Genomic DNA, 20925 nt, shown 5'->3' with positions numbered 1-20925 from the left:
TTTAATTTTTTATGTAGCATAATTATTAAAACTATTTATACATCCTTTCGAATTTTGTACCGGGTACAAATCCCCAAAGTTCCTGTAAACCAAATTCACGAATAATACTATCAACAGCCGCCTGGCCTACATCATTTTGTAATTCACCCAAAACAATTTTTGTTGATGTCTGATTGTAACCACCTGCGATGGCTACATGATCGGCAATCATTTCTCTGGCTTTTTCTAGAGTCATTTTAAAATTACTGTTTCAGTTACTTATTAAAAAACATAAAAAAACCGGAGGAGGTTTTCACCAGCTCCGGTTTGTTTTTTTTAAACTTCGAATTTCTCGAGTTTCTGGTCAACTGACTGTAACTTAAGTGTTACATAATCAGGCAAACCGTTTGCCTTGTAAGCAGGATACGCTTCACCCTTAATTAAAGGAGTCAGGTAATCTTTACAAGCTTGAGTAATGCCGAAGCCATCTTCAGTGATGTATTCCATTGGCATCATTTTCTCAACGTTAGCAACATCGGCTAAATTCGCTTTACCAATTTTCCACTCGTATGGATCGTTAGAAATACGATCAACTGTTGGCATAATTGAGTTTTCGCCTGCAACTGCAAACTCAACTGCTTTTTCGCCTAATGCATATGCCTGTTCAACATCAGACTCTGATGCTAAGTGACGAGCCGCGCGTTGTAAGTAATCAGCAACTGCCCAGTGGAATTTGTAACCTAAAGCTTCTTTAATCATGTTAGCAACAACAGGAGCTGCGCCACCTAGTTGAGCGTGACCAAAGTTATCACGAGTACCTTGCTCTGCAAGGAACTTACCGTCTGGGTAATGAATGCCTTCAGAAACAACGATAGTGCAGAAGCCGTGTTCTTTAACTTTTGCATCAACCTGTGCCATGAACTTATCCTGATCAAATTCAATTTCAGGGAAAAGAATAACAACTGGAATACCTTCGTCTTCAATTAAACCACCAGCAGCTGCAATCCAGCCTGCGTGACGACCCATAACTTCAAGAACGAAAATCTTAGTAGATGTTTTTGCCATTGAGCGAACATCGAAAGATGCTTCTAATGCAGAAACTGCAATGTACTTAGCAACTGAACCAAAACCTGGGCAGTTATCAGTAATTGGTAAATCGTTATCTACAGTTTTTGGTACGTGAATAGCTTGTACTGGGTAACCCATTTTTTCAGATAACTGAGATACTTTATAACATGTGTCAGCAGAGTCACCGCCACCGTTATAAAAGAAGTAACCAATATCGTGTGCTTTGAATACTTCGATTAAACGTTCGTATTCAGCTTTATTGTCTTCCAGGCTTTTTAGCTTGAAGCGGCAAGAACCAAAACCACCAGATGGTGTGTTTTTTAGTGCTGCGATATCGTCTGACGATTCAAGACTTGTATCAATTAAGTCTTCTTCTAGTGCGCCGATTATTCCGTTACGACCAGCATATACATTACCTATTTTGTCAGGGTGCTTACGTGCTGTCTCGATAACGCCACATGCTGAAGCGTTGATTACGGCTGTTACACCACCTGATTGTGCGTAAAATGCATTTTTAGCGCTCATTATGATTTTCCTCGTTAATAATTCTGTGTTCATTTTTAGACTTTTATGAGATCAAGTCTAAAAACCTTATAAAATTTGGTGAAAGAGTGTGACTCAAGCGAGGGTAGGGTACAAATTAAGCTTATTTATGTAGCCCCTAGTTGGGGTTATATAAGGGGATGATTATATAATGTAACTAAGCTTTCTGGTATGCCGTGTCCAGTGGTGATTTCGATTGGAGTGACAGGGTGATGACAGGCTTTGTACAACTGTTGGTGGTATCAATGAAGGGGACAGAGCGGGAAAGATGCTCTGTCCCCGAGGGGTATGTGTCATAACAATACATAGTATGAAAAGTTTCGGTTTAAAGAAATTGATCACATCACGAGTAATGTTGGTGTCGTATTTTGAGGTTATTTTACCTGAGTGCCACGTGGCAGACTGCCATCGCTGTTTTCTTCTTCTATTTGAGCTTCACGATTCTGGTCAGATTGAACCTGTAGTAAAGAGATAATACAGTCACCGATATCGTCATACTCATGTTGTCCTGTCCCGTATTGCTGGTAACCTTTATAGAAAAACTGGCAGCGGTAACTTTGTATGCCGGATTTGAAAATAATAAAATTACAACCTTCATGTTGCCAGATAATAGCCGGACATTCTGTCGTTTCCCTGTCACCCATATGTAAACGGATTTCAGTATCTGCAAATTGCAGCTCAATCTCGTTTTCTTTACCCCAGCGTTCTTTCAGGGTGCTTTCAATGGTCCAGATTTCAGATTTGGTATAGTCGGGTATTTTTGACATGGTTGTTTACTTAGGTGTTTTTAGAGCGGTGAAGGGTATACGAAATATTGGTAAATTACCAATATAGCGTTAGCCAGCCTGCCCTGATTTTTTATCATTTATAAAGTCAGGACAAGGCTAGTCGTTTATTGAATTGGGGTTTGTCCCTGACCTTCAGCGAGTAATGCAGTACCAGATATACCCCCCTGGCCATTATCATCATGAATTTGATAAGAAGTGATGGCACCGGCTGCTTCAGATCCAACGAATAATACATTGGCTGTTCCCGTGCAGCCGCTGCCGTTATCACATGATGTGCCTGTAATGGCAAAATCACGACTCAGGTCCTGAAATGCGACAGGGCTGATAATACCAGCCTGAAAAAAAGCAGTACCATTTGAGGTCGTTATAGAAGTATCTACGTCATAAAATGTTATTTCCTGAGCGATAAAGTCAGCACCCATATTTATAGTGGCTAGATTTGAGCCTACATCTCCCAGATGATTAGTCGGTAAAGTGCCATCTACGGCTGTATAGGTAACCGAAGCACCTTTTATACCGCCCAGATTTGCCAGCTGGGTTGGTGTGGTCAGGTTTTCAGTGTATATGTAGTGGAAATTATCCTTAGTCGGTACTCGTGCACCGTTTTCCAGCAGGATAAAATCACCATTCCATCGACCCCAGTTAACACCAAGTGCTGCGCTGCCTCCAATACTTGATGGAACAAGCGTGGCGAATGAGCCTTCAGGTGATGTCATGACTAATTCATGGTTTACCAGCTCACCGGTTTCATTGGCTGAAATTTCACGGCCGGCAACGGGAGTGCGGTTCGGGCCTAATATGATCTGGTTGTTATTGTTCGGAGCGATAATAACGGATGCGGAAGTGCCTGTAATCGCCGTATTGATTGTAGACTGGTTGAAAGCCAGCAGCATGCCTGCGCCATCCGGTGCCAGATCGGGTTGAAATTCTGCGACTGGTGGAGTGTTTAAATCACCAATAAGAGGCTTTGGTGGTTTTACAGGGTCGAGTTGGTTGGGTTGTATGATAACGGCTAAACGTCGTGCTCTTGCATTTACGTCTTTACTTGGAATGTGTTTGCTTTTTTTCAGACTAGCAAATTTTCCACCGTTGTTTTTCAGTGTGAAAACAGATGGAGGCGTTAAAAACTCAACTGGTATTGCACTGGAAGAAGTCAGTTTGAAAAACTGGTCATTATTAAACTGGTGTATACCTGTCTGGTTTTCAATCACAATACTGCCGTCGGCAACACCACCATATAAACCATCGTCTACATTATTATCGCCATCACTGCAGCTTGATTGCTGACACAATACCAGTGAGTAATGAGTGCCTCGAATACCGATAGTGGCAACACTGGTTCTAACCTGATAGTTCTGTTTGTTTCTATGCCCGATAACACCAGTAATAGTGCGGAACCCGCCTTTTAATAACTCCAGGATGCTTTGTTCGCTACCATCTTCTCTTCCGTTATATCGAAATTCAGCAATTTTGATTTCTGTGTGTGGGCGCAGTGATAATAATGCGCCATCTTTCAAACGAATTTGTGTAAGGCTTTTACCACCCGTCGAAATAGTATCACCTTTGTAGATAGATGAGCGACGATTTAACTTTCGCATTGCACCCCTGTTTTGAGCATTAAGGTCACCCACATTGATAATGACTTTACCGATAATATCTGCTGGATCAGGTGTTATAAGTTGATCTGTTGTAGTTTGAAGTTTATCTACCGGGGCAGCGGTAGTTACATTCTTTATGATGGGTTTGCTAGTTGTATTGTTTGTGGCTGGTATTTTCTTTGCGGCAACAACAGGAGCAACTTTGATGGCAGGTTTATTTTGTTTAATAGCAAAATCTGGTAATTGTAATTTGTCGCCTACGGAAATATTTCCTGCTCCATTTTTAAATGCAATCGGGTTTTGGCTAACCAGCTCTTTACGTAATTTAGCCTGTTGTTTAGCGCTGTCTGGAAAAACAGTACGAGCAATTTTATAGAGTGAATCACCGGGTTTGATAATCCAGTGAGTGCCATTAGAAATACCCGCGTATAACTCTGTGGTAAAAAGGCTGCTGATGAGTAGCAGGCTGATTAAATATTTTGTATTAATAGTTTTATACATAAGTATCTCCGGGTATAAATATTTTCTGCCTTGAAAAATTTCAGTTCTCATCCTGATTAGTGTTGCAGGACTCTGGTAGTCACTGTTTCTATTATTTTAAAATGTGTAATTTACGGTCATGCTGGTCACGTTACGCTCATAGTTTTTCAGGTCTTCAGTTGAGCTGTTATCGCTATAGGCAAACTGTGTGTCGAGTCGCCATTTACGGGCAAATGCCCAGATTAGTTTTAAGTTAGCTGTGTTGTAATCGTCTTCACGTTTTGTGTCAGGTTGTAAAGCAGAGCCTGCGGCATAAGCACTATTTTGTGTGCCGATAGATGTTTGTAATGCAAGTGTGTTGGTGAAATTTAAAACGACACCAAGACGTAAGCTGTATATGTCACGTTCTGTTTCTGAAAGAGCGCCTGGATTTGTATCCTCTTCAGCCATTTCTGTTCCCAGACTTAACGTGGAGAAGAGTATAGGTTGAAGATAAGCAGCGAAAGCATGGGTATAATTCATGCCCAGTGTTATTAGGTCAGAGTTTTTTATGCTCAAATCCGGGTAATCCAGCTGGGCGTATTGCAGAGCGGTATTAAAGCTGGACTGCTGTGAAACAGTATATTGCCAGTTTAAATTTAGTCCGTTGAGTGAGCGATAACTTTCACCATCTAAATTGAACTGCTGATTGATTAACTCTGCTTTATATTTGCTCGATGCCTGCAGGTGAGTGATGCCAACCTGAAGTGTGCCGGTAGTAGTGTCGAACTGATCTAATTCTGCATTTTTACGAAAGTTACCCGAAAGCGTTGACTCAAATAACCAGCCAGGAGTAAATGGGTGAGCATAAGTCCAGCCGCCAGCCAGTGAGCTAAAATTATCATCCTGTCCAAAACTGTCTGGATCGAGAGTAATAATGAATGTTGTGCCTTCATCCAGTCCGGCATTTACATTGTCATCATTACCGAGTGAAAACTCTACAAAGCCACTATGAGTAGGGCGGTAACGTGATTCACTGATACGAATTTTATCCAGGTATGCCAGAGCGGTGTCCCTGACCTTTGTCGGTGGGTTGGTTTTCAGAACCGCTTCGAAGGTTTTTCCTGAAAGTGAATACTCCTGCAATATGAAGTAACCACGAGCCAGCTCAAGGCGAGCGACCTGATCATCTGGAAAAACCAGTAATACACGTTCCAGAGCAAATGTACCTTCGCTTGCATGCCCGGTATCTATCGCTGAAACACCAAAAAGGTAATCAAAATACGGATCACCTTCCATCTCAGCCTGATATGTTTTGGCGTACTTATATGACTGTCCTCGTTTGTAACTCTCAAACAGGGATTGAAGGTGTTTGAGGTCAAAAGCTGCTGTATTTGCAAATACGGGTTGAGATGAAAGTATCAGTAAAACAAGTAACGGCGTGATGTATCGTGTCATAAGTATGTGATTTTTGTAGAGTTAGTTTATATAGTATAGGTATTCGCAAATAAAATATGTCAGGAAAACAGGGTATATTTTAAAAAATTAGAGGTAAATCACTTTGAAACTTGGGATAAGTCAAACAAACCGTTATCGCTGGTTTATTCATTTCTGTTTATTCCGGTAAATTCCCTGTAAAATCGCCATCAGTAAAATTCAGTAGAAAGCAGGAAATGCATCCATGACCGACGCCACCGCCGGTTTATACCTTAAATCCGTTAGTTGTACCCGAGGTTATCGAGATCTGTTCACAGGTCTTGATTTTGAGCTGTGCCCGGGCCAGATGTTACGTGTTGAAGGTAAAAATGGTAGCGGTAAAACCAGCCTGTTACGTATTATGGCCGGATTGGCTCAGCCGTTAGAAGGTGAGGTGTTATGGCAGGGGCGTAAAATACATCATGCAGAATCTGATTATTTTGAGAATCTGCTTTTTCTGGGGCACCGTGCAGCAATAAAATTTGAGTTAACACCCATAGAAAATCTATGTATGGCGAAGTCTTTACACGGCAGTAAAACAGAGAACGGTATTGAAGAAGCGTTATATCAGGTAGGGCTTTACGGTTTTGAAGATATTCCCTGTGCTCAGTTGTCAGCGGGGCAAAAGCGCCGTGTAGCACTGGCTCAACTATTTTTAACCCGTGCTAAATGCTGGATTTTAGATGAACCTTATACATCTCTGGATGTAAATGCAGTGGGTATGCTGGAAGCTCTATTTACACAACATATCAACAATGGTGGCATGCTGGTTATTACCTCACATCAGCCAGTCACAATAGCTGCGGGTGAACAACGTAAACTTGTTTTGCCAAATACCCAGCTGGAGCCGCTTGTATGAGTGCTTCATTACAAACACCCTCTACAATGAGCGCGTTTATTTCTCTGATTAAACGTGATCTGATGTTGTCATATCGACATCGAAATGAATTATTAAATCCGCTGCTGTTTTTTGTCATTGTGGTAACACTGTTTCCATTAGGTGTATCACCGGAAAAACAGCTACTGCAGACCATGGCGCCGGGAGTTATCTGGGTAGCAGCGCTTCTTGCAGCGATGTTATCACTCGATACCCTGTTTAAGTCGGATTTTGAGGACGGTACCCTGGAGCAGATAATGCTTAGCCCGCATTCTAATGCGCTTATGGTACTGGCTAAAATAATCAGTCACTGGCTGGTGACCGGTGTGCCGATAATACTTCTGGCACCTCTGCTTGGACTTTTTATGTTTTTACCTGGTGAGGGCATTATGACCCTGATGTTAACCCTGTTATTAGGTACCCCTATATTGAGTTTGGTAGGTGCAATCGGCATGGCATTAACCTTAGGATTGAACCGGGGCGGTATGTTGCTGTCTTTGTTAGTGCTTCCCCTGTATATTCCGGTTTTAATATTTTCTGCCAGTGCGGTGGATGCGAGTATGGCCGGGCTGGAGATTAAAGGTCAGTTGTACTTTTTAGGGGCTTTACTGGTGTTATCGGTAACCCTTGCCCCTTTAGCTGCTGCGACGGCTTTAAAGATTAGTGTCGAGTAAGTATATTGTAGAAAATATTAGTCTCGTACCCCTGATCGTCAGCTAAAGTTAACACCTACAGTGATATTCTCCTGTAGGTGTTAGTTTTATCTGATGGTCGTTTAGTGTAACGATATGTCAGAATGCAGAACAGAAATTAACCAATTGCGTTATATCAATGTTTATTTATGATAAAAATGCTCTTATATTAACGAATACTTATATGCAGAATTATGAAATTACCCGCAATCGTACATAAATTTTCGTCACCGAAAAATTTCTACATCATGTCAGGAAAGATGATTCCCTGGTTTATGTGGAGTTTTTTGCTGTCATTGGTCGTTGGTTTGTATTACGGCCTGTTAGTCGCCCCACCTGATTATCAGCAGGGTGAGAGTTATCGTATTATGTATATACATGTGCCTGCGGCCTGGATGTCCATGTTTGTTTATATGGTTATGGCTATCTCCGCTGCTGTTGGTTTAATCTGGCGAATTAAAACGGCTGATTTAATGGCCAGTGTGAGTGCACCGATTGGTGCGGCATTTACCTTTCTTGCACTGGTTACTGGTTCGCTCTGGGGTAAACCCATGTGGGGAACCTATTGGGTGTGGGATGCGCGTTTAACTTCCGAGTTAATACTGCTGTTTCTTTATTTAGGTTTTATTGCGTTACAGGCTGCGATTGAAGATCCGAGAAATTCGGCGAGGGCAGGTGCAATCCTGTTAATCGTGGGGGTGGTTAATATCCCCATTATTCATTACTCGGTTGAGTGGTGGAGTACCTTGCATCAGGGAGCAACAGTGGCGAAATTTGATAAACCATCAATGCATATTTCCATGTTAATACCGCTGATGGTGATGGCGACATCATTTAAACTTTATTATGCTGCGTCTGTATTAATGCGTGCCCGGGGTGAGCTTTTACGCCGTGAGCAAAATACGCGCTGGGTGAAGGAGATTGTAGAAAATGAGTCCTAGTGAATTTTTTCATATGGGTGGTTATGCCGTTTATGTATGGTCATCTTATGGTCTGGCATTAGTTGTATTAGGCTGGATTTTAATTAGCCCTGTATTTACTAAAAAGAGCATTATTAAAGAGTTAAAAATAAAGTATCGCCAGCAGGAACGGCAGCGTCAGGAAGACACATAAAAAGTATGTAAATTGATTTTAGTTTTTGAGATATATAATTGTTTAATAATATGAACTATCTGAAAAAATAATTATCTGACTTCATCGTCCCATCTAATAATTAGCATGGGACGGAGAATAATAATCTGTAACCGTGAGAGAAGTACATGACAGCCCGCCAAAAACGAATGATGTTTGTAGCCATGTTAGTCGCCGGTATCGGTGTATTTATTACACTAATAATGATGGCATTAAACGAAAACATTAATCACTTTTTCAGTCCGACTGAAATATTAGAAGGTAAAGCACCAGAAAATCACAGTTTCCGTATTGGTGGTCTGGTTGTTACCGGCAGTGTTAAACGTGACCCGAATAGTCTGAGAATTGATTTTGATTTAACCGATGGAGCAAAAAACTATCCGGTTATGTATGAGGGAATATTACCTGATCTATTCCGTGAAGGTCAGGGCATAGTAGCAACTGGTGTAATTAAAAATAACGTGTTTGTAGCTGAAGAAGTGCTGGCAAAACATGATGAAAATTATATGCCACCGGAAGTGGCAGATGCTTTGAAAAAATCGGGTAAATGGAACGAAGACGATATTGAAGCCATGAAACATCCTGAAGGTATTCCCGTTGGTCAAGGTAACCCTTACCCCGGCAGTGAAGCAACTGGAGATTCAAAATAATGATTCCTGAAATTGGTCATTTTGCTTTAGTGCTTGCGCTTTGTTTAGCGGTTATTCAGGGCACAGTGCCGTTAATAGGTGCACAGAAAAAAATCTCCAGCTGGGTTGAAGTAGCCGCTCCTGCTGCAATTGGACAAACCATTTTCATTGTTATCAGTTTCATCTGTTTAACGTATGCTTTTTTAACTGATGATTTTTCTGTTGGTTATACAGCGCGTCAGTCTAATACTGAATTACCTGTTATTTATAAAATATCATCTGTCTGGGGTGGCCACGAAGGTTCATTATTATTGTGGACTATGTTTCTGGCAATGTGGACAGCAGCCGTTGCGTTGTTTAGTCGTGCGATGCCTTTAATTATGCGCGGTCGAGTGATTGCCATTATGGGGCTAGTGAGTGTCGGATTTTTATTATTTACATTACTTACGTCTAACCCATTTGATCGAATGTTTCCTGCTGCTTTAGAAGGTCGCAGTTTAAATCCATTATTACAGGATTTTGGTTTAATCATTCACCCGCCTATGTTGTATATGGGTTATGTTGGTTTTTCTGTGGCATTTGCTTTTGCTATAGCTGCGATGCTAGGTGGTCGTCTTGATTCGGCCTGGGCTAAATGGTCGCGCCCCTGGACAAACATTGCCTGGGTATTTTTAACCATTGGTATTGCACTTGGAAGCTGGTGGGCTTATTACGAGCTTGGCTGGGGCGGCTGGTGGTTCTGGGATCCGGTAGAAAACGCATCCTTTATGCCCTGGTTAGTCGGTACCGCATTAATACATTCTTTAGCCGCAACTGAAAAACGCGGTGTGTTTAAAGCATGGACGGTATTGCTGGCAATCTTTGCGTTCTCGTTAAGTTTATTAGGCACATTTTTAGTGCGCTCCGGTGTATTAACGTCAGTGCATGCATTTGCGAATGACCCGGAGCGAGGTATCTTTATTTTAATATTCCTTGCTGTGGTTGTGGGTGGTTCACTTGCGCTGTATACATACCGCGCACCGCAAATTCGTAGTGCAGTGAAGTTAAATATGATGAGCCGAGAAGGTGGTTTATTAATTAATAATATTTTACTAGTCGTTACTGCATTTTCGATTTTATTGGGAACGCTTTATCCATTAGCATTAGATGCTTTAGATGCAGGTAAAATTTCAGTAGGCCCTCCGTACTTTAATGCGTTATTTGTTCCATTAACTATACCTATTGCATTGTTATTGGGTGTGGCAGCACTGGCTAGATGGAAACAGGATAGTCTGGAAAGAATGGGTAAGAAATTACTTATTCCATTTGTAGTGAGTGTTGTTCTAGGCGCTGCCATTCCATATTCATTAATAGATGATGTGAAGTGGGGTGCGGTGGTTGCAATTATGTTAGCCGTTTGGATAACTATGACCAGTGCTCAAGGTATCGTTGACAGGGTGTCCGGTAAGCAGAATAAATTACAGGCATTACTTAATACGCCTCGTGGTTTCTATGGTCAGACATTTGCCCACATGGGCGTAGCGATGTTTGTAGTGGGCATTACATTAACAACGCTTTACAGCACAGAAAAAGATATTCGCCTGGTTAAAGGGCAGTCCTATAGCATCGGTGAATATGAATTCCTTTTTGAAGGTGTTCAAAATGCAGTCGGACCTAACTATAAAGCAGCAGAAGGCTGGTTTACAACATTTTATCAGGGCAAGGAAATTGGTCGATTACATTCGCAAAAACGTTTGTATAACGCCGGTGGTATGCCTATGACAGAGGCCGGTATTGACCCGGGCTTCTGGCGTGACTTATATGTATCACTGGGTGAAGACCTGGATGGTAAAGGTGCCTGGAGTGTACGTTTATACCACAAGCCGTTTATTCGCTGGATCTGGTTAGGTTCTTTAATTATGGCATTTGGTGGTTTACTCGCTGCGACGGATAAGCGTTATCGTAAAGCGCTAAAAACATCTGAAGTTCAGAGTAATAATACGGTGACTGTGTAATGGCTCGTTATTTACTATTAGCTGGTTTTTTTATCATGATAGGCGGTTTTGCTTTTATGTTAAACAAGACCAATACAGGTGAATATAATCCGCGAGATATTCCAACAGAATTTATAGGTCGGGCAGCACCCACCATTAATGTACCTGATTTATATAATGAATCTGAAGTGGTTAAAACTGCTGATATGTTAGGTCAGGTCTGGTTGTTTAATGTCTGGGGTACCTGGTGTCCCGAGTGTTGGCGTGAACATCGTTTTCTAATGGAATTAAGCCAGTTAGGTATACCGATTGTTGGATTGAACTGGCGTGATGAACGTCCTGAAGCAAAAGCCATGATAACTAAAATGGGAAATCCATTTTTAAAAATTGGTTTTGATCCAGAAAGTTCGGTGGCAATTGAATGGGGTGTGTATGGTGCGCCTGAAACGTTTGCAATTAATGCTGAAGGTGTTGTTGTCGCTAAACATGCGGGTGGAATAACACCGGCCGTGTGGGAAAAGAAGTTTAAAAAACATTTCAAAAACTAATTAAATATGAAAATACTAAAAAATATTATTTTTATTCTGTGCATTTTGTCTGTGTCTTCACAGGCTCATGCGCGTTTTGAAACTCACGATTTCGCAACGCCGCAAATGGAAAACGATTACAACGTACTCGTTCAGGAATTGCGTTGTCTGGTTTGTCAGAATCAGAATCTGGCTGACTCTAATGCAGAGCTGGCTCAGGATATGCGATTGCTAGTTTATAAAAAACTGAGTGAAGGTAAAAGCAAAGATGAAATCGTTGATTTCATGATTGTTCGTTATGGCGATTTTGTTATGTACAGGCCACCGGTTAAAAAGGCTACCTACATACTCTGGTATGGGCCAATTATATTTTTTGTAGTTGCGGGTTTAGTGGTTGTGTCATATATGCGCAGTCAAAAGAAAGAAGTTGAAAAAGCTGTCAATAAAACGCAGCAGAAAAAAGCCAAATCATTATTGGATGATTGATAGAAAATAATTTAAACAGAAAGCCTGAATTTACAGCAAAAGGTTTTATTATTAATACCCTGTGTTCTTCGTGCTTCTGCAGGTTAAGAATATATAATTTGAGAGTTTTATGATCAGTTTTATTATAAGTGCAGTTATTCTAGTTTTAATGGCTATTTATTTTATTGTGCCTGCATTAAAAAAGAAAAATTATGCGTTTTCGGACGAGTATGATGATTTAAATGTTGATATCGCAAAAGATCGTTTAGCTGAAATTAAATCTCAGCTTGAAGCGGGTGAAATCAATCAGCAAACTTTTCAGCAGTTACATGACGAACTTGAATCAACATTAGCGCTGGATTTATCGGATGTGCCTCAATCGCAGTCACAGAATGAATTATCGGAATCTAAAGAGACCAGTAAATTAATGCCAATTGTACTGGCGGCAATCATTCCTCTGGCAGCAGCTGCAATTTATTATCAGTTAGGTGATTTTGCGGCAGCTACAGGTACACGAATTGAAGCAACGGTTATTCCGGCAGGTGAAGATCGCCCTGAAATGACTATAGAAGATGCGGTGGCTAAACTTGAACAGCGTCTGGCAGAAGAGCCTGAAAATCCCGAAGGCTGGTTTATGCTGGCAAAAACGTATATGACGATGAAGCAATATCACAAAGCGGTATCTTCATATGAAAAAGTCATTGAACAGGTTGGTGAAGAACCGGAAGTTTTAATTCGTTATGCAGATGCTTTAGCGATGACGGAAGGCGGACGATTAACCGGTGTTGCAAAACCGATAGTTGATAAAGTGATTGTTCTTATGCCAGACAGTCCAACGGTTTTATGGATGGCGGGTACAGCAGAAAATCAGCAGAAAAATTTTAGTAAAGCTTTAACCTACTGGTACAAATTACGCCCGATGTTAATTGAGGATGCGGCTACACTGGCTCAGCTTGATCAGTTGATTAGCGGTGCAGAAAGTCAGCTATCAGCAAATGAAGTAGCACAGCTTAAAAAGGTGGCACCGGCTGCAGAATCAAAAGTGGTAACGAATGCAGCAGAAATAATAGTAACAGTTGAACTGGATTCGGCACTTAAAGATAAGGTATCAGCTAACGATACTTTGTTTATATTTGCCAAAGCTATGCAGGGCCCACCTATGCCTTTGGCTGCAGTTAAGAAAACCGCAGCAGACCTTCCTATAACAGTTAGTTTAAATGATGCTATGGCAATGATGCCGCAAATGAAATTATCCAGTTTTGATCAGGTTAAAATTTCTGCGACAATTAGTAAATCAGGGCAGCCTGGTGTTCAATCTGGCGATTTATTTGTAGAGTTATCACCAGTCAATGTTAAGTCACAGGAAAAAATTAAACTGGTTATTAATCAGGTTAAATAGGACAAGCACTCGAGGTGTTAATCAGGGTGCCTATGTGGTTGCTCCGGTTAACACCCTTATTCATGCTAAATTCTATAAATTCATTCCGTCTGATTCATAAGTAATACCTGTAAGTTCAGCTACATTCATAGTATGTCAATTGTATTAAATACGGGAGACTGTTATGCATGTATCAATCGATTCATTTCCAAATGCCCCCCATGGCTGGTCTATAGAAATTGCGCAAGCGGTTGCTAAATCTGATGGGATTTCAATGAGTGATGAGCACTGGCAACTTATCGGTGCTTTGCAGGAATATTATAAAAAAGTTGATCATCCTAAATTGCGTCAGGTAAAAGATGCGCTTGATGAAAAATTTCATATGCAGGGTGGTATTAAATATTTGCATCAGGTGGTACCAGATGGTCCGGTTGCAGAAGGTTGTAAATTAGCCGGGCTTGATGTGCCAGCGGGTGCAGTTGATCATTCATTTGGTAGTGTTGCTTAGGTAATATATAAAGTAGCCAGATATCAGCTACTCGCGGGTAGCTGGTTGTTTTGGCTGTGTTTCTCGTAGCTGTTTTAATTTATCTATATAATTTCATTTCTCTTTTCTATTCTCTGTGTTTTTTTGATCAGAATGCTTTCTCAGATTGAATAATCTTTTGCTGGTGTGTCTAATTTACGCATAAGCGTAATTGGTAATTTAACAGTGTTTATACCTGTGCTCAGTTTACTTATAAGTGAAATTATCGTTCATAAGGGTTTTTAATAATATTATTAAAAAATGATATTTTAATTGATCTATTTCAAAAAGGTTTAGCCGGTTAATACCTTACAATTTATACGTAATTAAGGCGGAAGCAATTTGAGCTAGATCATATTTGATCTATATCAACATTATATTACACTAATATGTTCTACTCATAATCATATAAAAGTGTTAGCCAGACGATCTCAAAAGAGAGGCAAATTGAAAACACAGGCAATAAATCGTAAACAGTTTCTGCAAGGAAAGCTTAAAGGTGAACAGGCAATCAGACCGCCCTGGTCTATTGGCGAAGCTCACTTTACGGAAACCTGTACGCGTTGTTTTAAATGTGCAGAAGCCTGTCCGTCACAACTTATTGTTAAAGGCTCCAGTGGATTTCCTGAAATGAGCTTTCTCAGACAAGGGTGTGATTATTGTGAAGCCTGTGTTCAGTCCTGTCCTGAAAACGCCTTATTACTTACACAAGATAATCAGCAGTCACCCTGGCAGCAGCACATTGTTATTAATGAACAGTGTTTTGCATCAAGAGGTATTGTTTGTCGCTCCTGTGGTGAAGTATGTGAAGCAGATGCGATTGAATTTAAATTGCTAGTGGGTGGTAATAGTCAGATTAATATTAATGAGTCAGTTTGTGACGGTTGTGGTGAGTGTGTTCATGTTTGCCCGGCTCATGCTATTGAAGTTCAGAAAATAAATTTAGAAAGCCGGTCAGGTATGAACCCTGTTGGCCGTATTCCAGTTAGCGAAAACCCAGGTGGAGATAACCTATGAGTAAGTACAATATTTGCAGTGTGTTAGTGCATGCAAAGCAGGGCATGATTGATTCTGTTAAGCAGACACTGGAACAGCAGCAAGGTGTAGAGGTGCATGCGGTTTCAGAAGACGGGAGAATAATCGTGACCGTTGAAGATGAGTATCGTAAAGAGGTAGGTGAACGCATTATGGGTTTTTATGAAATTGATGGTGTGTTATCTGCTTCGATGATTTACCAGTTTAGTGATGACGAATTTAACGAACAAGAAATTATAGAATTACAATCTACTGAAGAGAGGATGTCAGCATGAAAATGACGCGACGCGAATTTGTAAAAAATAATGCAATAGCAGCCACTGCTACTGCAGCGGGTGTAACCATACCTGGTATTAAAGATGTATTGGCAGCCTCTGAAGATAAAATTCGATGGGACAAAGCTCCCTGTCGTTTTTGTGGAACAGGTTGTTCAGTATTGGTAGGTACACAAAATGGCAAGATTGTAGCGACTCAGGGTGACCCTGATGCACCGGTAAACAAAGGCCTTAATTGTATTAAAGGTTATTTTCTTTCGAAGATTATGTACGGAAAAGACCGTTTAACTAAACCTCTGTTGCGTAAAACAGGTGGTGAGTATGATAAAGAAGGTGAGTTTGAAGAAGTAAGCTGGGATGAAGCTTTTGATATCATGGCCGTTAAGTGGAAAGAAGCGCTTAAGAATGATATGGCTGCCAATAAAGGTAAACCTGCAGATAAAATAACGTCTACAGTGGGTATGTTTGGTTCAGGCCAGTGGACTATTTTTGAGGGTTATGCCGCATCTAAATTAATGAAAGCCGGTTTCCGTTCAAACCACATTGATCCCAATGCACGTCATTGTATGGCGTCTGCTGTAGGTGCATTTATTCGTGGTTTTGGTTCCGATGAACCTATGGGTTGTTACGACGATTTAGAACACGCTGATGCATTTGTGCTTTGGGGTTCTAATATGGCTGAAATGCATCCTATTCTCTGGACACGTATTACCGATACACGTTTAACCAAAGAGGGGAGTGAAGTACACGTACTTTCAACCTTCAAACACCGTAGTTTTGATCTGGCTGATAACGGTATGGTGTTTGCACCACAAACTGATATGGTTATTTTGAATTATATTGCGAATTATATTATTCAGAATAAAGCTTATGATAAAAGCTTTATGGACAAGCATGTTAACTTTAAGAAAACCACTACAGATATTGGTTATGGTTTACGTCCTGAGCATGAGCTTGAAAAAAAGAGAACAGGTACAGGTGGTAAATTAAGCGGTATATCATTTGATGAATATGCGAAGAGTGTTGAAGAATATACACTTGAATATACAAGCAAACTTTCTGGTGTTCCAGAAAAGAACTTACTGCGTTTAGCCAAACTTTATGCAGATCCTAAAAAGAAAATAACCTCTTTATGGACCATGGGTTTCAATCAACATACACGTGGTGTATGGACTAATGGCCTGATGTACAACGTGCATTTATTAACCGGAAAAATTTCACAACCTGGTAATGGTCCGTTCTCATTAACGGGTCAGCCTTCAGCGTGTGGTACAGCTCGTGAAGTAGGAACTTTCTCTCATCGTTTACCTGCTGACTATGTTGTTAAGAAAAAAGCGCATCGTGATTTTGCAGAGAAAATCTGGGAATTACCTGAAGGTACGATTCCAGGTAAGCCAGGTTATCATGCGGTTTTACAAAACCGTATGTTAAAAGACAGCAAGCTAAATGTGTATTGGGTTATGTGTAATAACAATGTGCAGGCGGCGGCTAATCTTAATGAAGAAACAATGCCGGGGTACCGTAATCCCGATAACTTTATTGTTACTTCTGATCCTTATCCAACGGTAACGGCTATTGCTTCCGATTTAATATTGCCAACAGCCATGTGGACTGAGAAAGAAGGAGCTTATGGTAATGCGGAACGTCGTACACAGTTCTGGCGTCAACAGGTTGGTGCTCCAGGTGAAGCGAAATCTGATTTGTGGCAATTAATGGAGTTTGCAAAACGTTTCAAGATGGAAGAAGTATGGCCTGCTGATCTGTTAGCTAAATCGCCACAATACAAAGGCAAAACATTATTTAATGTACTGTTTGAAAACGGTCAGGTAGATAAGTTTAAGAAACAGGTGGTAATGGATGACCGTGGAAATTCATACCAGAATGATGAGATGGATGATTTCGGTTTCTATCCACAGAAAGGTTTATTTGAAGAGTATCGTCGCTTCCAGCTGGAAGGTACAAAGAAAGGTCATGAGTTGGCAGACTTTGATGTTTACCATAAAACTCGTGGTTTGAGATGGCCGGTTATTGATGGTAAAGAAACATTATGGCGTTATGCGGAAGGTTATGACCCATATGTTAAAAAAGGCGAAGGTTTTAAGTTCTACGGTAAGAAAGATGGTCGCGCTAATATTATTACCGCACCTTATGAGCCTGCAGCGGAAAGCCCTGATGCAGAATACGATTTATGGTTATCAACCGGTCGTGTATTAGAGCACTGGCATTCAGGTTCTATGACGCGTCGTGTTCCCGAGTTGTATCGGGCATTCCCTGATGCGGTTGTTTTTATGCATCCTGATGATGCTAAAGCTCGTGGTTTACGCCGAGGTTTAACTGCGAAGATTATTTCTCGTCGTGGCGAAATAGAATGTCAGGTAGAAACACGTGGACGTAATAGACCGCCTAAAGGTCTGGTGTTTGTTCCCTGGTTTGATGCCGGTCGTTTGATTAACAAGGTAACACTTGATGCGACTGATCCGCTTTCAAAAGAAACGGATTATAAGAAGTGTGCTATCAAGATTGAAAAAGCATAAAAGATAGTCAGAAGTCGTTAGTCTTAAGTCAAAAGCAAAAACAGGCGCAGCCTACCGCTTTGACTAACGACTTCTGACTAAAGACTAATGACTTGATTTAAGCTTGTAGTTAAAAAACAAATTGGAAAAATAGAACAGTGAGTAACCCAACCAACCTAACATTACAAAGCCGTCGCCGCTTTCTGGAAAATATTTCCAGAGCGGCTGGTGGTGCTGCTTTGTTTGGAATTGGGCTGGGTTTGTATTCACAGCAAACAAAATCATTACCTTCAACAGCAATACGCCCGCCGGGTGTAAAAGATGAAAGCGATTTTTTATCGGCCTGTGTGCGTTGTGGTTTATGTGTGCGTGATTGCCCATATGACACATTAAAACTTTCAAAGTTAGGTGAGTCTGTTGCACTGGGTACTCCTTATTTTGATGCCAGAGACATTCCCTGTGAAATGTGCGAAGACATTCCCTGTGTTAAGGCTTGTCCTACAGGTGCACTCGACCCCGAGTTAACGAATATTGACGATGCACGTATGGGGCTGGCAGTTTTAATTGATCAGGAAGCATGCATCGCTTTTCAGGGTTTACGTTGTGAGGTTTGTTATAACGTATGCCCGGTAATGGATAAAGCAATCACACTTGATCGTCAACATAATGTGCGTACGGGTAAACATGCTTTGTTTATTCCGGTTGTACATTCATCTGATTGCACGGGATGTGGAAAATGTGAGCATGCCTGTATTCTGGATGAAGCAGCAATTAAAGTATTGCCAGCTAAGTTAGCCAAAGGTGAATTGGGTAAACATTATCGTTTGGGCTGGGAAGAAAAGCAGAAAGCGGGTGGCAGTCTGGTTACTCCAGATTTAGAACATAAATATAATTTGCCTGAAGGCACTCGTTATGATTTTCAGGGTGAGGGCTTGATACAGCCTGACGATAGCCCATTTAATGAAAGTGCTCTTGATCGTTTGAATAAAGGTCGTCTGTGATGGTAACTAAAAGAGCAGATAAAATAATTGGCCAGGATGCAATCGTTAAAAAAGGCTGGTTACAGGCACATAAGTGGTTATTACTTAGACGGTTTAGCCAGTTGAGTATTCTCTTTTTATTTTTATTAGGGCCCTTGTTTGGGATCTGGATTATTAAAGGTAATATGTCGTCCAGTTTAACGTTGGATACTATTCCATTAACCGACCCGTTTGTGTTTTTACAAACGTTATTTACCGGTTATATACCTGAGTTAACGGTGGTTACCGGTGCGGCGATAGTAGCCCTGTTTTATTTTATCGTGGGTGGACGGGTATATTGTGCCTGGGTTTGCCCGATAAATATTGTTACCGATGTAGCCGACTGGTTAAGACGAGTTTTAAAAATTAAAACTTCGCTGAGTTTTTCCAGAATGGGCCGATATGGTTTGTTAATGGTTTCACTACTGCTTGCTTCTGTGACGGGTATGTTGGTCTGGGAACTGGTTAACCCGGTTACTATGATTCAAAGAGAACTGGTTTTTGGCATGGGTTTATCCTGGTTATTTATTGTTGGCATATTTATTCTTGATGCTTTTGTTAGTCGACGTGCCTGGTGCAGTCACCTGTGTCCAATGGGGGCCTTTTATAGTGGGCTGGGACAATTTAGTTTAATAAAAGTAAATGCGTTAAACCGAGAAGCCTGTAATGACTGCATGGATTGTTTCGCAGTTTGCCCGGAGCCACAGGTAATTAAACCGGCCCTTAAGGGTGATGCTGATAGCAGCCCGATAATAAATTCAGGAAATTGTACAAACTGCGGTCGTTGTATCGATGTCTGTGCAGAAGATGTATTCACAATAAAACATAGATTCGTAAAATCTAACTTATTAACTTCACAACACGAGGTTCACTTATGAAAAATTCAATTTTGGCAGGGTTAATACTGATGGGTTCATCAGTGCTGATATCAACAACCTCAGGCGCGAGTGGAGTTACCTCGTTAAGGGGAGCATCTGATATTGAAGCAAACTCGAATGAAATAGTTGTTAAAAAGAATATTAATGATCAGGCGCCTATCATTCGTGATTATGTGCAACAGCCTCCATTGATTCCGCATAAAACAAAAGGTTACAAAATTAATATGAAGTTTAATAAATGCCTGACATGTCATAGCTGGGCAAATTATCGGAAGGCAGGTGCGACAAAGGTATCTCAAACACATTTTTCAGGACGTGATGGGGAAGCGATGTCGAATATAGCGCCAAGACGATATTTCTGTAATCAATGTCATGTTCCTCAGGCGGATGCTAAACCATTAGTAGAAAATTCGTTTCAGCCTGTAAAAACAATTCACTAAGATAAAAGGGTATAACAATGAGTATAAAATCATTGATAAATAAAATGAGACGCCCTAGTACAGCAACTCTTGGGAGTCTGCTAATAGCTGGTTTTGTAGCCGGTATTATTTTCTGGGGTGGATTTAATACGGCCATGGAAGCAACGAATACAGAAAAATTCTGTATTGGCTGTCATGAAATGAAAGATAACGTGTATCAGGAATATAAAGAAACCATTCATTATGCAAATCGTACCGGTGTAAGAGCAACATGTCCTGACTGTCATGTGCCTAAACCCTGGATACATAAGATGGTTCGTAAAGTACAGGCAAGTAATGAGTTATTACATAAAGCCCTGGGTACAATTGATACACCTGAAAAGTTTGAAGAGAAACGTTTACAGCTGGCTCAGAATGTATGGCGCTCTATGAAACAAACTGATTCGCGTGAATGCCGTAACTGTCATAACTATGAGTCTATGGACTTTGGTGAACAGCAGCGTCGAGCGGTTGCAAGTCATGATAAAGGTCTTTCAGAAGGCGAGACCTGTATTGATTGCCACAAAGGTATAGCGCATTCACTACCAGCATTGTATGAAGTTGATCCGAGTGCTGTGACCGGTAGTGCAGGGCATTAGCATATAATTAAGGTGTCGGATCCTGTTTCACACGGCTCC

At 40.9% G+C, this 20925-nt stretch carries 21 protein-coding genes and 1 pseudogene; 17 read left to right on the top strand and 5 right to left on the bottom strand.

Annotated elements, in window-relative coordinates; translation table 11 throughout:
* Positions 1-31: 31 nt before the first annotated feature.
* From DIZ80_13490 to DIZ80_13470, 5 genes and pseudogenes are all read right to left on the bottom strand, one after another.
* Positions 32-235: a hypothetical protein gene (locus DIZ80_13490; GenBank protein RDH81125.1), complete on the bottom strand. Its 204-nt coding sequence runs from the start codon at positions 233-235 to the stop codon at positions 32-34.
* Between the two features lie 80 nt (positions 236-315).
* Positions 316-1572 carry a diphosphate--fructose-6-phosphate 1-phosphotransferase gene (locus tag DIZ80_13485; GenBank protein ID RDH81124.1) on the bottom strand — a complete coding sequence of 419 codons (1257 nt, stop codon included), beginning with the start codon at positions 1570-1572 and terminating at the stop codon, positions 316-318.
* A gap of 464 nt (positions 1573-2036) precedes the next feature.
* Positions 2037-2357 (bottom strand): annotated as a pseudogene (locus DIZ80_13480) (hypothetical protein).
* Positions 2358-2482: 125 nt separating this feature from the next.
* Complete coding sequence (locus tag DIZ80_13475; GenBank protein ID RDH81123.1) at positions 2483-4528, bottom strand: hypothetical protein; 2046 nt, start codon at positions 4526-4528, stop codon at positions 2483-2485.
* Between the two features lie 45 nt (positions 4529-4573).
* Positions 4574-5893, bottom strand: coding sequence for a hypothetical protein (locus tag DIZ80_13470; GenBank protein RDH81122.1), 1320 nt, complete (start codon positions 5891-5893; stop codon positions 4574-4576).
* A 223-nt stretch (positions 5894-6116) separates the two neighbouring features.
* On the opposite strand from DIZ80_13470, the gene DIZ80_13465 reads away from it, so the two are divergent.
* The 17 genes from DIZ80_13465 (at position 6117) to DIZ80_13385 (ending at position 20886) form a co-directional block, all read left to right on the top strand.
* Positions 6117-6770 (top strand): heme ABC transporter ATP-binding protein CcmA, encoded by a 654-nt coding sequence (locus DIZ80_13465; protein RDH81121.1) that lies wholly within the window; start codon positions 6117-6119, stop codon positions 6768-6770.
* A 26-nt stretch (positions 6771-6796) separates the two neighbouring features.
* Positions 6797-7462: a heme exporter protein CcmB gene (gene ccmB, locus DIZ80_13460; protein ID RDH81682.1), complete on the top strand. Its 666-nt coding sequence runs from the start codon at positions 6797-6799 to the stop codon at positions 7460-7462.
* 212 nt (positions 7463-7674) lie between these two features.
* Complete coding sequence (locus DIZ80_13455; GenBank protein RDH81120.1) at positions 7675-8421, top strand: heme ABC transporter permease; 747 nt, start codon at positions 7675-7677, stop codon at positions 8419-8421.
* Entirely contained in the window at positions 8411-8593 is a 183-nt protein-coding gene (ccmD, locus tag DIZ80_13450) for a heme exporter protein CcmD (GenBank protein RDH81119.1), read from the top strand. Before DIZ80_13455 ends, ccmD begins: the two co-directional genes overlap by 11 nt.
* 146 nt (positions 8594-8739) lie before the next feature.
* Positions 8740-9261, top strand: a complete 522-nt coding sequence (locus tag DIZ80_13445) for a cytochrome c maturation protein CcmE (GenBank protein ID RDH81118.1) — start codon at positions 8740-8742, stop codon at positions 9259-9261.
* Positions 9261-11234: a c-type cytochrome biogenesis protein CcmF gene (locus tag DIZ80_13440; protein RDH81117.1), complete on the top strand. Its 1974-nt coding sequence runs from the start codon at positions 9261-9263 to the stop codon at positions 11232-11234. Before DIZ80_13445 ends, DIZ80_13440 begins: the two co-directional genes overlap by 1 nt.
* Positions 11234-11761 carry a DsbE family thiol:disulfide interchange protein gene (locus DIZ80_13435; protein RDH81116.1) on the top strand — a complete coding sequence of 176 codons (528 nt, stop codon included), beginning with the start codon at positions 11234-11236 and terminating at the stop codon, positions 11759-11761. Before DIZ80_13440 ends, DIZ80_13435 begins: the two co-directional genes overlap by 1 nt.
* Before the next feature lie 6 nt (positions 11762-11767).
* Positions 11768-12226, top strand: a complete 459-nt coding sequence (locus tag DIZ80_13430; protein ID RDH81115.1) for a cytochrome c-type biogenesis protein CcmH — start codon at positions 11768-11770, stop codon at positions 12224-12226.
* Between the two features lie 109 nt (positions 12227-12335).
* Positions 12336-13604, top strand: coding sequence for a c-type cytochrome biogenesis protein CcmI (ccmI, locus tag DIZ80_13425; protein RDH81114.1), 1269 nt, complete (start codon positions 12336-12338; stop codon positions 13602-13604).
* 163 nt (positions 13605-13767) lie between these two features.
* Positions 13768-14091 carry a sulfite reductase gene (locus DIZ80_13420; protein ID RDH81113.1) on the top strand — a complete coding sequence of 108 codons (324 nt, stop codon included), beginning with the start codon at positions 13768-13770 and terminating at the stop codon, positions 14089-14091.
* A 369-nt stretch (positions 14092-14460) separates the two neighbouring features.
* Positions 14461-15126, top strand: a complete 666-nt coding sequence (gene napF / locus DIZ80_13415) for a ferredoxin-type protein NapF (protein ID RDH81112.1) — start codon at positions 14461-14463, stop codon at positions 15124-15126.
* Positions 15123-15419 carry a nitrate reductase gene (locus tag DIZ80_13410; protein RDH81111.1) on the top strand — a complete coding sequence of 99 codons (297 nt, stop codon included), beginning with the start codon at positions 15123-15125 and terminating at the stop codon, positions 15417-15419. Before napF ends, DIZ80_13410 begins: the two co-directional genes overlap by 4 nt.
* On the top strand, positions 15416-17953 hold the full coding sequence (locus DIZ80_13405; GenBank protein RDH81110.1) for a periplasmic nitrate reductase subunit alpha: 2538 nt from the start codon (positions 15416-15418) through the stop codon (positions 17951-17953). The genes DIZ80_13410 and DIZ80_13405 overlap by 4 nt, the downstream gene beginning before the upstream one ends.
* Before the next feature lie 137 nt (positions 17954-18090).
* Positions 18091-18933, top strand: coding sequence for a ferredoxin-type protein NapG (locus tag DIZ80_13400; protein RDH81109.1), 843 nt, complete (start codon positions 18091-18093; stop codon positions 18931-18933).
* A complete protein-coding gene (locus tag DIZ80_13395) occupies positions 18933-19829 on the top strand; it encodes a quinol dehydrogenase ferredoxin subunit NapH (GenBank protein RDH81108.1) in 897 nt (298 codons plus the stop codon). Before DIZ80_13400 ends, DIZ80_13395 begins: the two co-directional genes overlap by 1 nt.
* Complete coding sequence (locus tag DIZ80_13390; protein RDH81107.1) at positions 19826-20269, top strand: periplasmic nitrate reductase electron transfer subunit; 444 nt, start codon at positions 19826-19828, stop codon at positions 20267-20269. The genes DIZ80_13395 and DIZ80_13390 overlap by 4 nt, the downstream gene beginning before the upstream one ends.
* A 17-nt stretch (positions 20270-20286) precedes the next feature.
* Positions 20287-20886, top strand: a complete 600-nt coding sequence (locus DIZ80_13385; protein RDH81106.1) for a butanol dehydrogenase — start codon at positions 20287-20289, stop codon at positions 20884-20886.
* Positions 20887-20925 lie beyond the last annotated feature (39 nt).

This window comes from endosymbiont of Galathealinum brachiosum, from assembly GCA_003349885.1.
GTDB lineage: Bacteria > Pseudomonadota > Gammaproteobacteria > SZUA-229 > SZUA-229 > SZUA-229.
Note: the sequence above shows the minus strand (reverse complement) of the source record. Positions and strands in the feature narration are given on the sequence as shown.

Bases quoted from the DNA above. Each gene is read 5' to 3' on its own strand.
- ccmD (RDH81119.1), top strand. From the start codon at position 8,411: ATGAGTCCTAGTGAATTTTTTCATATGGGTGGTTATGCCGTTTATGTA.
- DIZ80_13440 (RDH81117.1), top strand. From the start codon at position 9,261: ATGATTCCTGAAATTGGTCATTTTGCTTTAGTGCTTGCGCTTTGTTTA.
- DIZ80_13405 (RDH81110.1), top strand. From the start codon at position 15,416: ATGAAAATGACGCGACGCGAATTTGTAAAAAATAATGCAATAGCAGCC.
- DIZ80_13475 (RDH81123.1), bottom strand. From the start codon at position 4,528: ATGAGAACTGAAATTTTTCAAGGCAGAAAATATTTATACCCGGAGATA.
- DIZ80_13435 (RDH81116.1), top strand. From the start codon at position 11,234: ATGGCTCGTTATTTACTATTAGCTGGTTTTTTTATCATGATAGGCGGT.
- DIZ80_13385 (RDH81106.1), top strand. From the start codon at position 20,287: ATGAGTATAAAATCATTGATAAATAAAATGAGACGCCCTAGTACAGCA.
- DIZ80_13430 (RDH81115.1), top strand. From the start codon at position 11,768: ATGAAAATACTAAAAAATATTATTTTTATTCTGTGCATTTTGTCTGTG.
- DIZ80_13490 (RDH81125.1), bottom strand. From the start codon at position 235: ATGACTCTAGAAAAAGCCAGAGAAATGATTGCCGATCATGTAGCCATC.
- DIZ80_13470 (RDH81122.1), bottom strand. From the start codon at position 5,893: ATGACACGATACATCACGCCGTTACTTGTTTTACTGATACTTTCATCT.
- DIZ80_13410 (RDH81111.1), top strand. From the start codon at position 15,123: ATGAGTAAGTACAATATTTGCAGTGTGTTAGTGCATGCAAAGCAGGGC.
- DIZ80_13485 (RDH81124.1), bottom strand. From the start codon at position 1,572: ATGAGCGCTAAAAATGCATTTTACGCACAATCAGGTGGTGTAACAGCC.
- DIZ80_13395 (RDH81108.1), top strand. From the start codon at position 18,933: ATGGTAACTAAAAGAGCAGATAAAATAATTGGCCAGGATGCAATCGTT.
- DIZ80_13420 (RDH81113.1), top strand. From the start codon at position 13,768: ATGCATGTATCAATCGATTCATTTCCAAATGCCCCCCATGGCTGGTCT.
- ccmB (RDH81682.1), top strand. From the start codon at position 6,797: ATGAGCGCGTTTATTTCTCTGATTAAACGTGATCTGATGTTGTCATAT.
- DIZ80_13445 (RDH81118.1), top strand. From the start codon at position 8,740: ATGACAGCCCGCCAAAAACGAATGATGTTTGTAGCCATGTTAGTCGCC.
- DIZ80_13390 (RDH81107.1), top strand. From the start codon at position 19,826: ATGAAAAATTCAATTTTGGCAGGGTTAATACTGATGGGTTCATCAGTG.
- DIZ80_13465 (RDH81121.1), top strand. From the start codon at position 6,117: ATGACCGACGCCACCGCCGGTTTATACCTTAAATCCGTTAGTTGTACC.
- ccmI (RDH81114.1), top strand. From the start codon at position 12,336: ATGATCAGTTTTATTATAAGTGCAGTTATTCTAGTTTTAATGGCTATT.
- DIZ80_13455 (RDH81120.1), top strand. From the start codon at position 7,675: ATGAAATTACCCGCAATCGTACATAAATTTTCGTCACCGAAAAATTTC.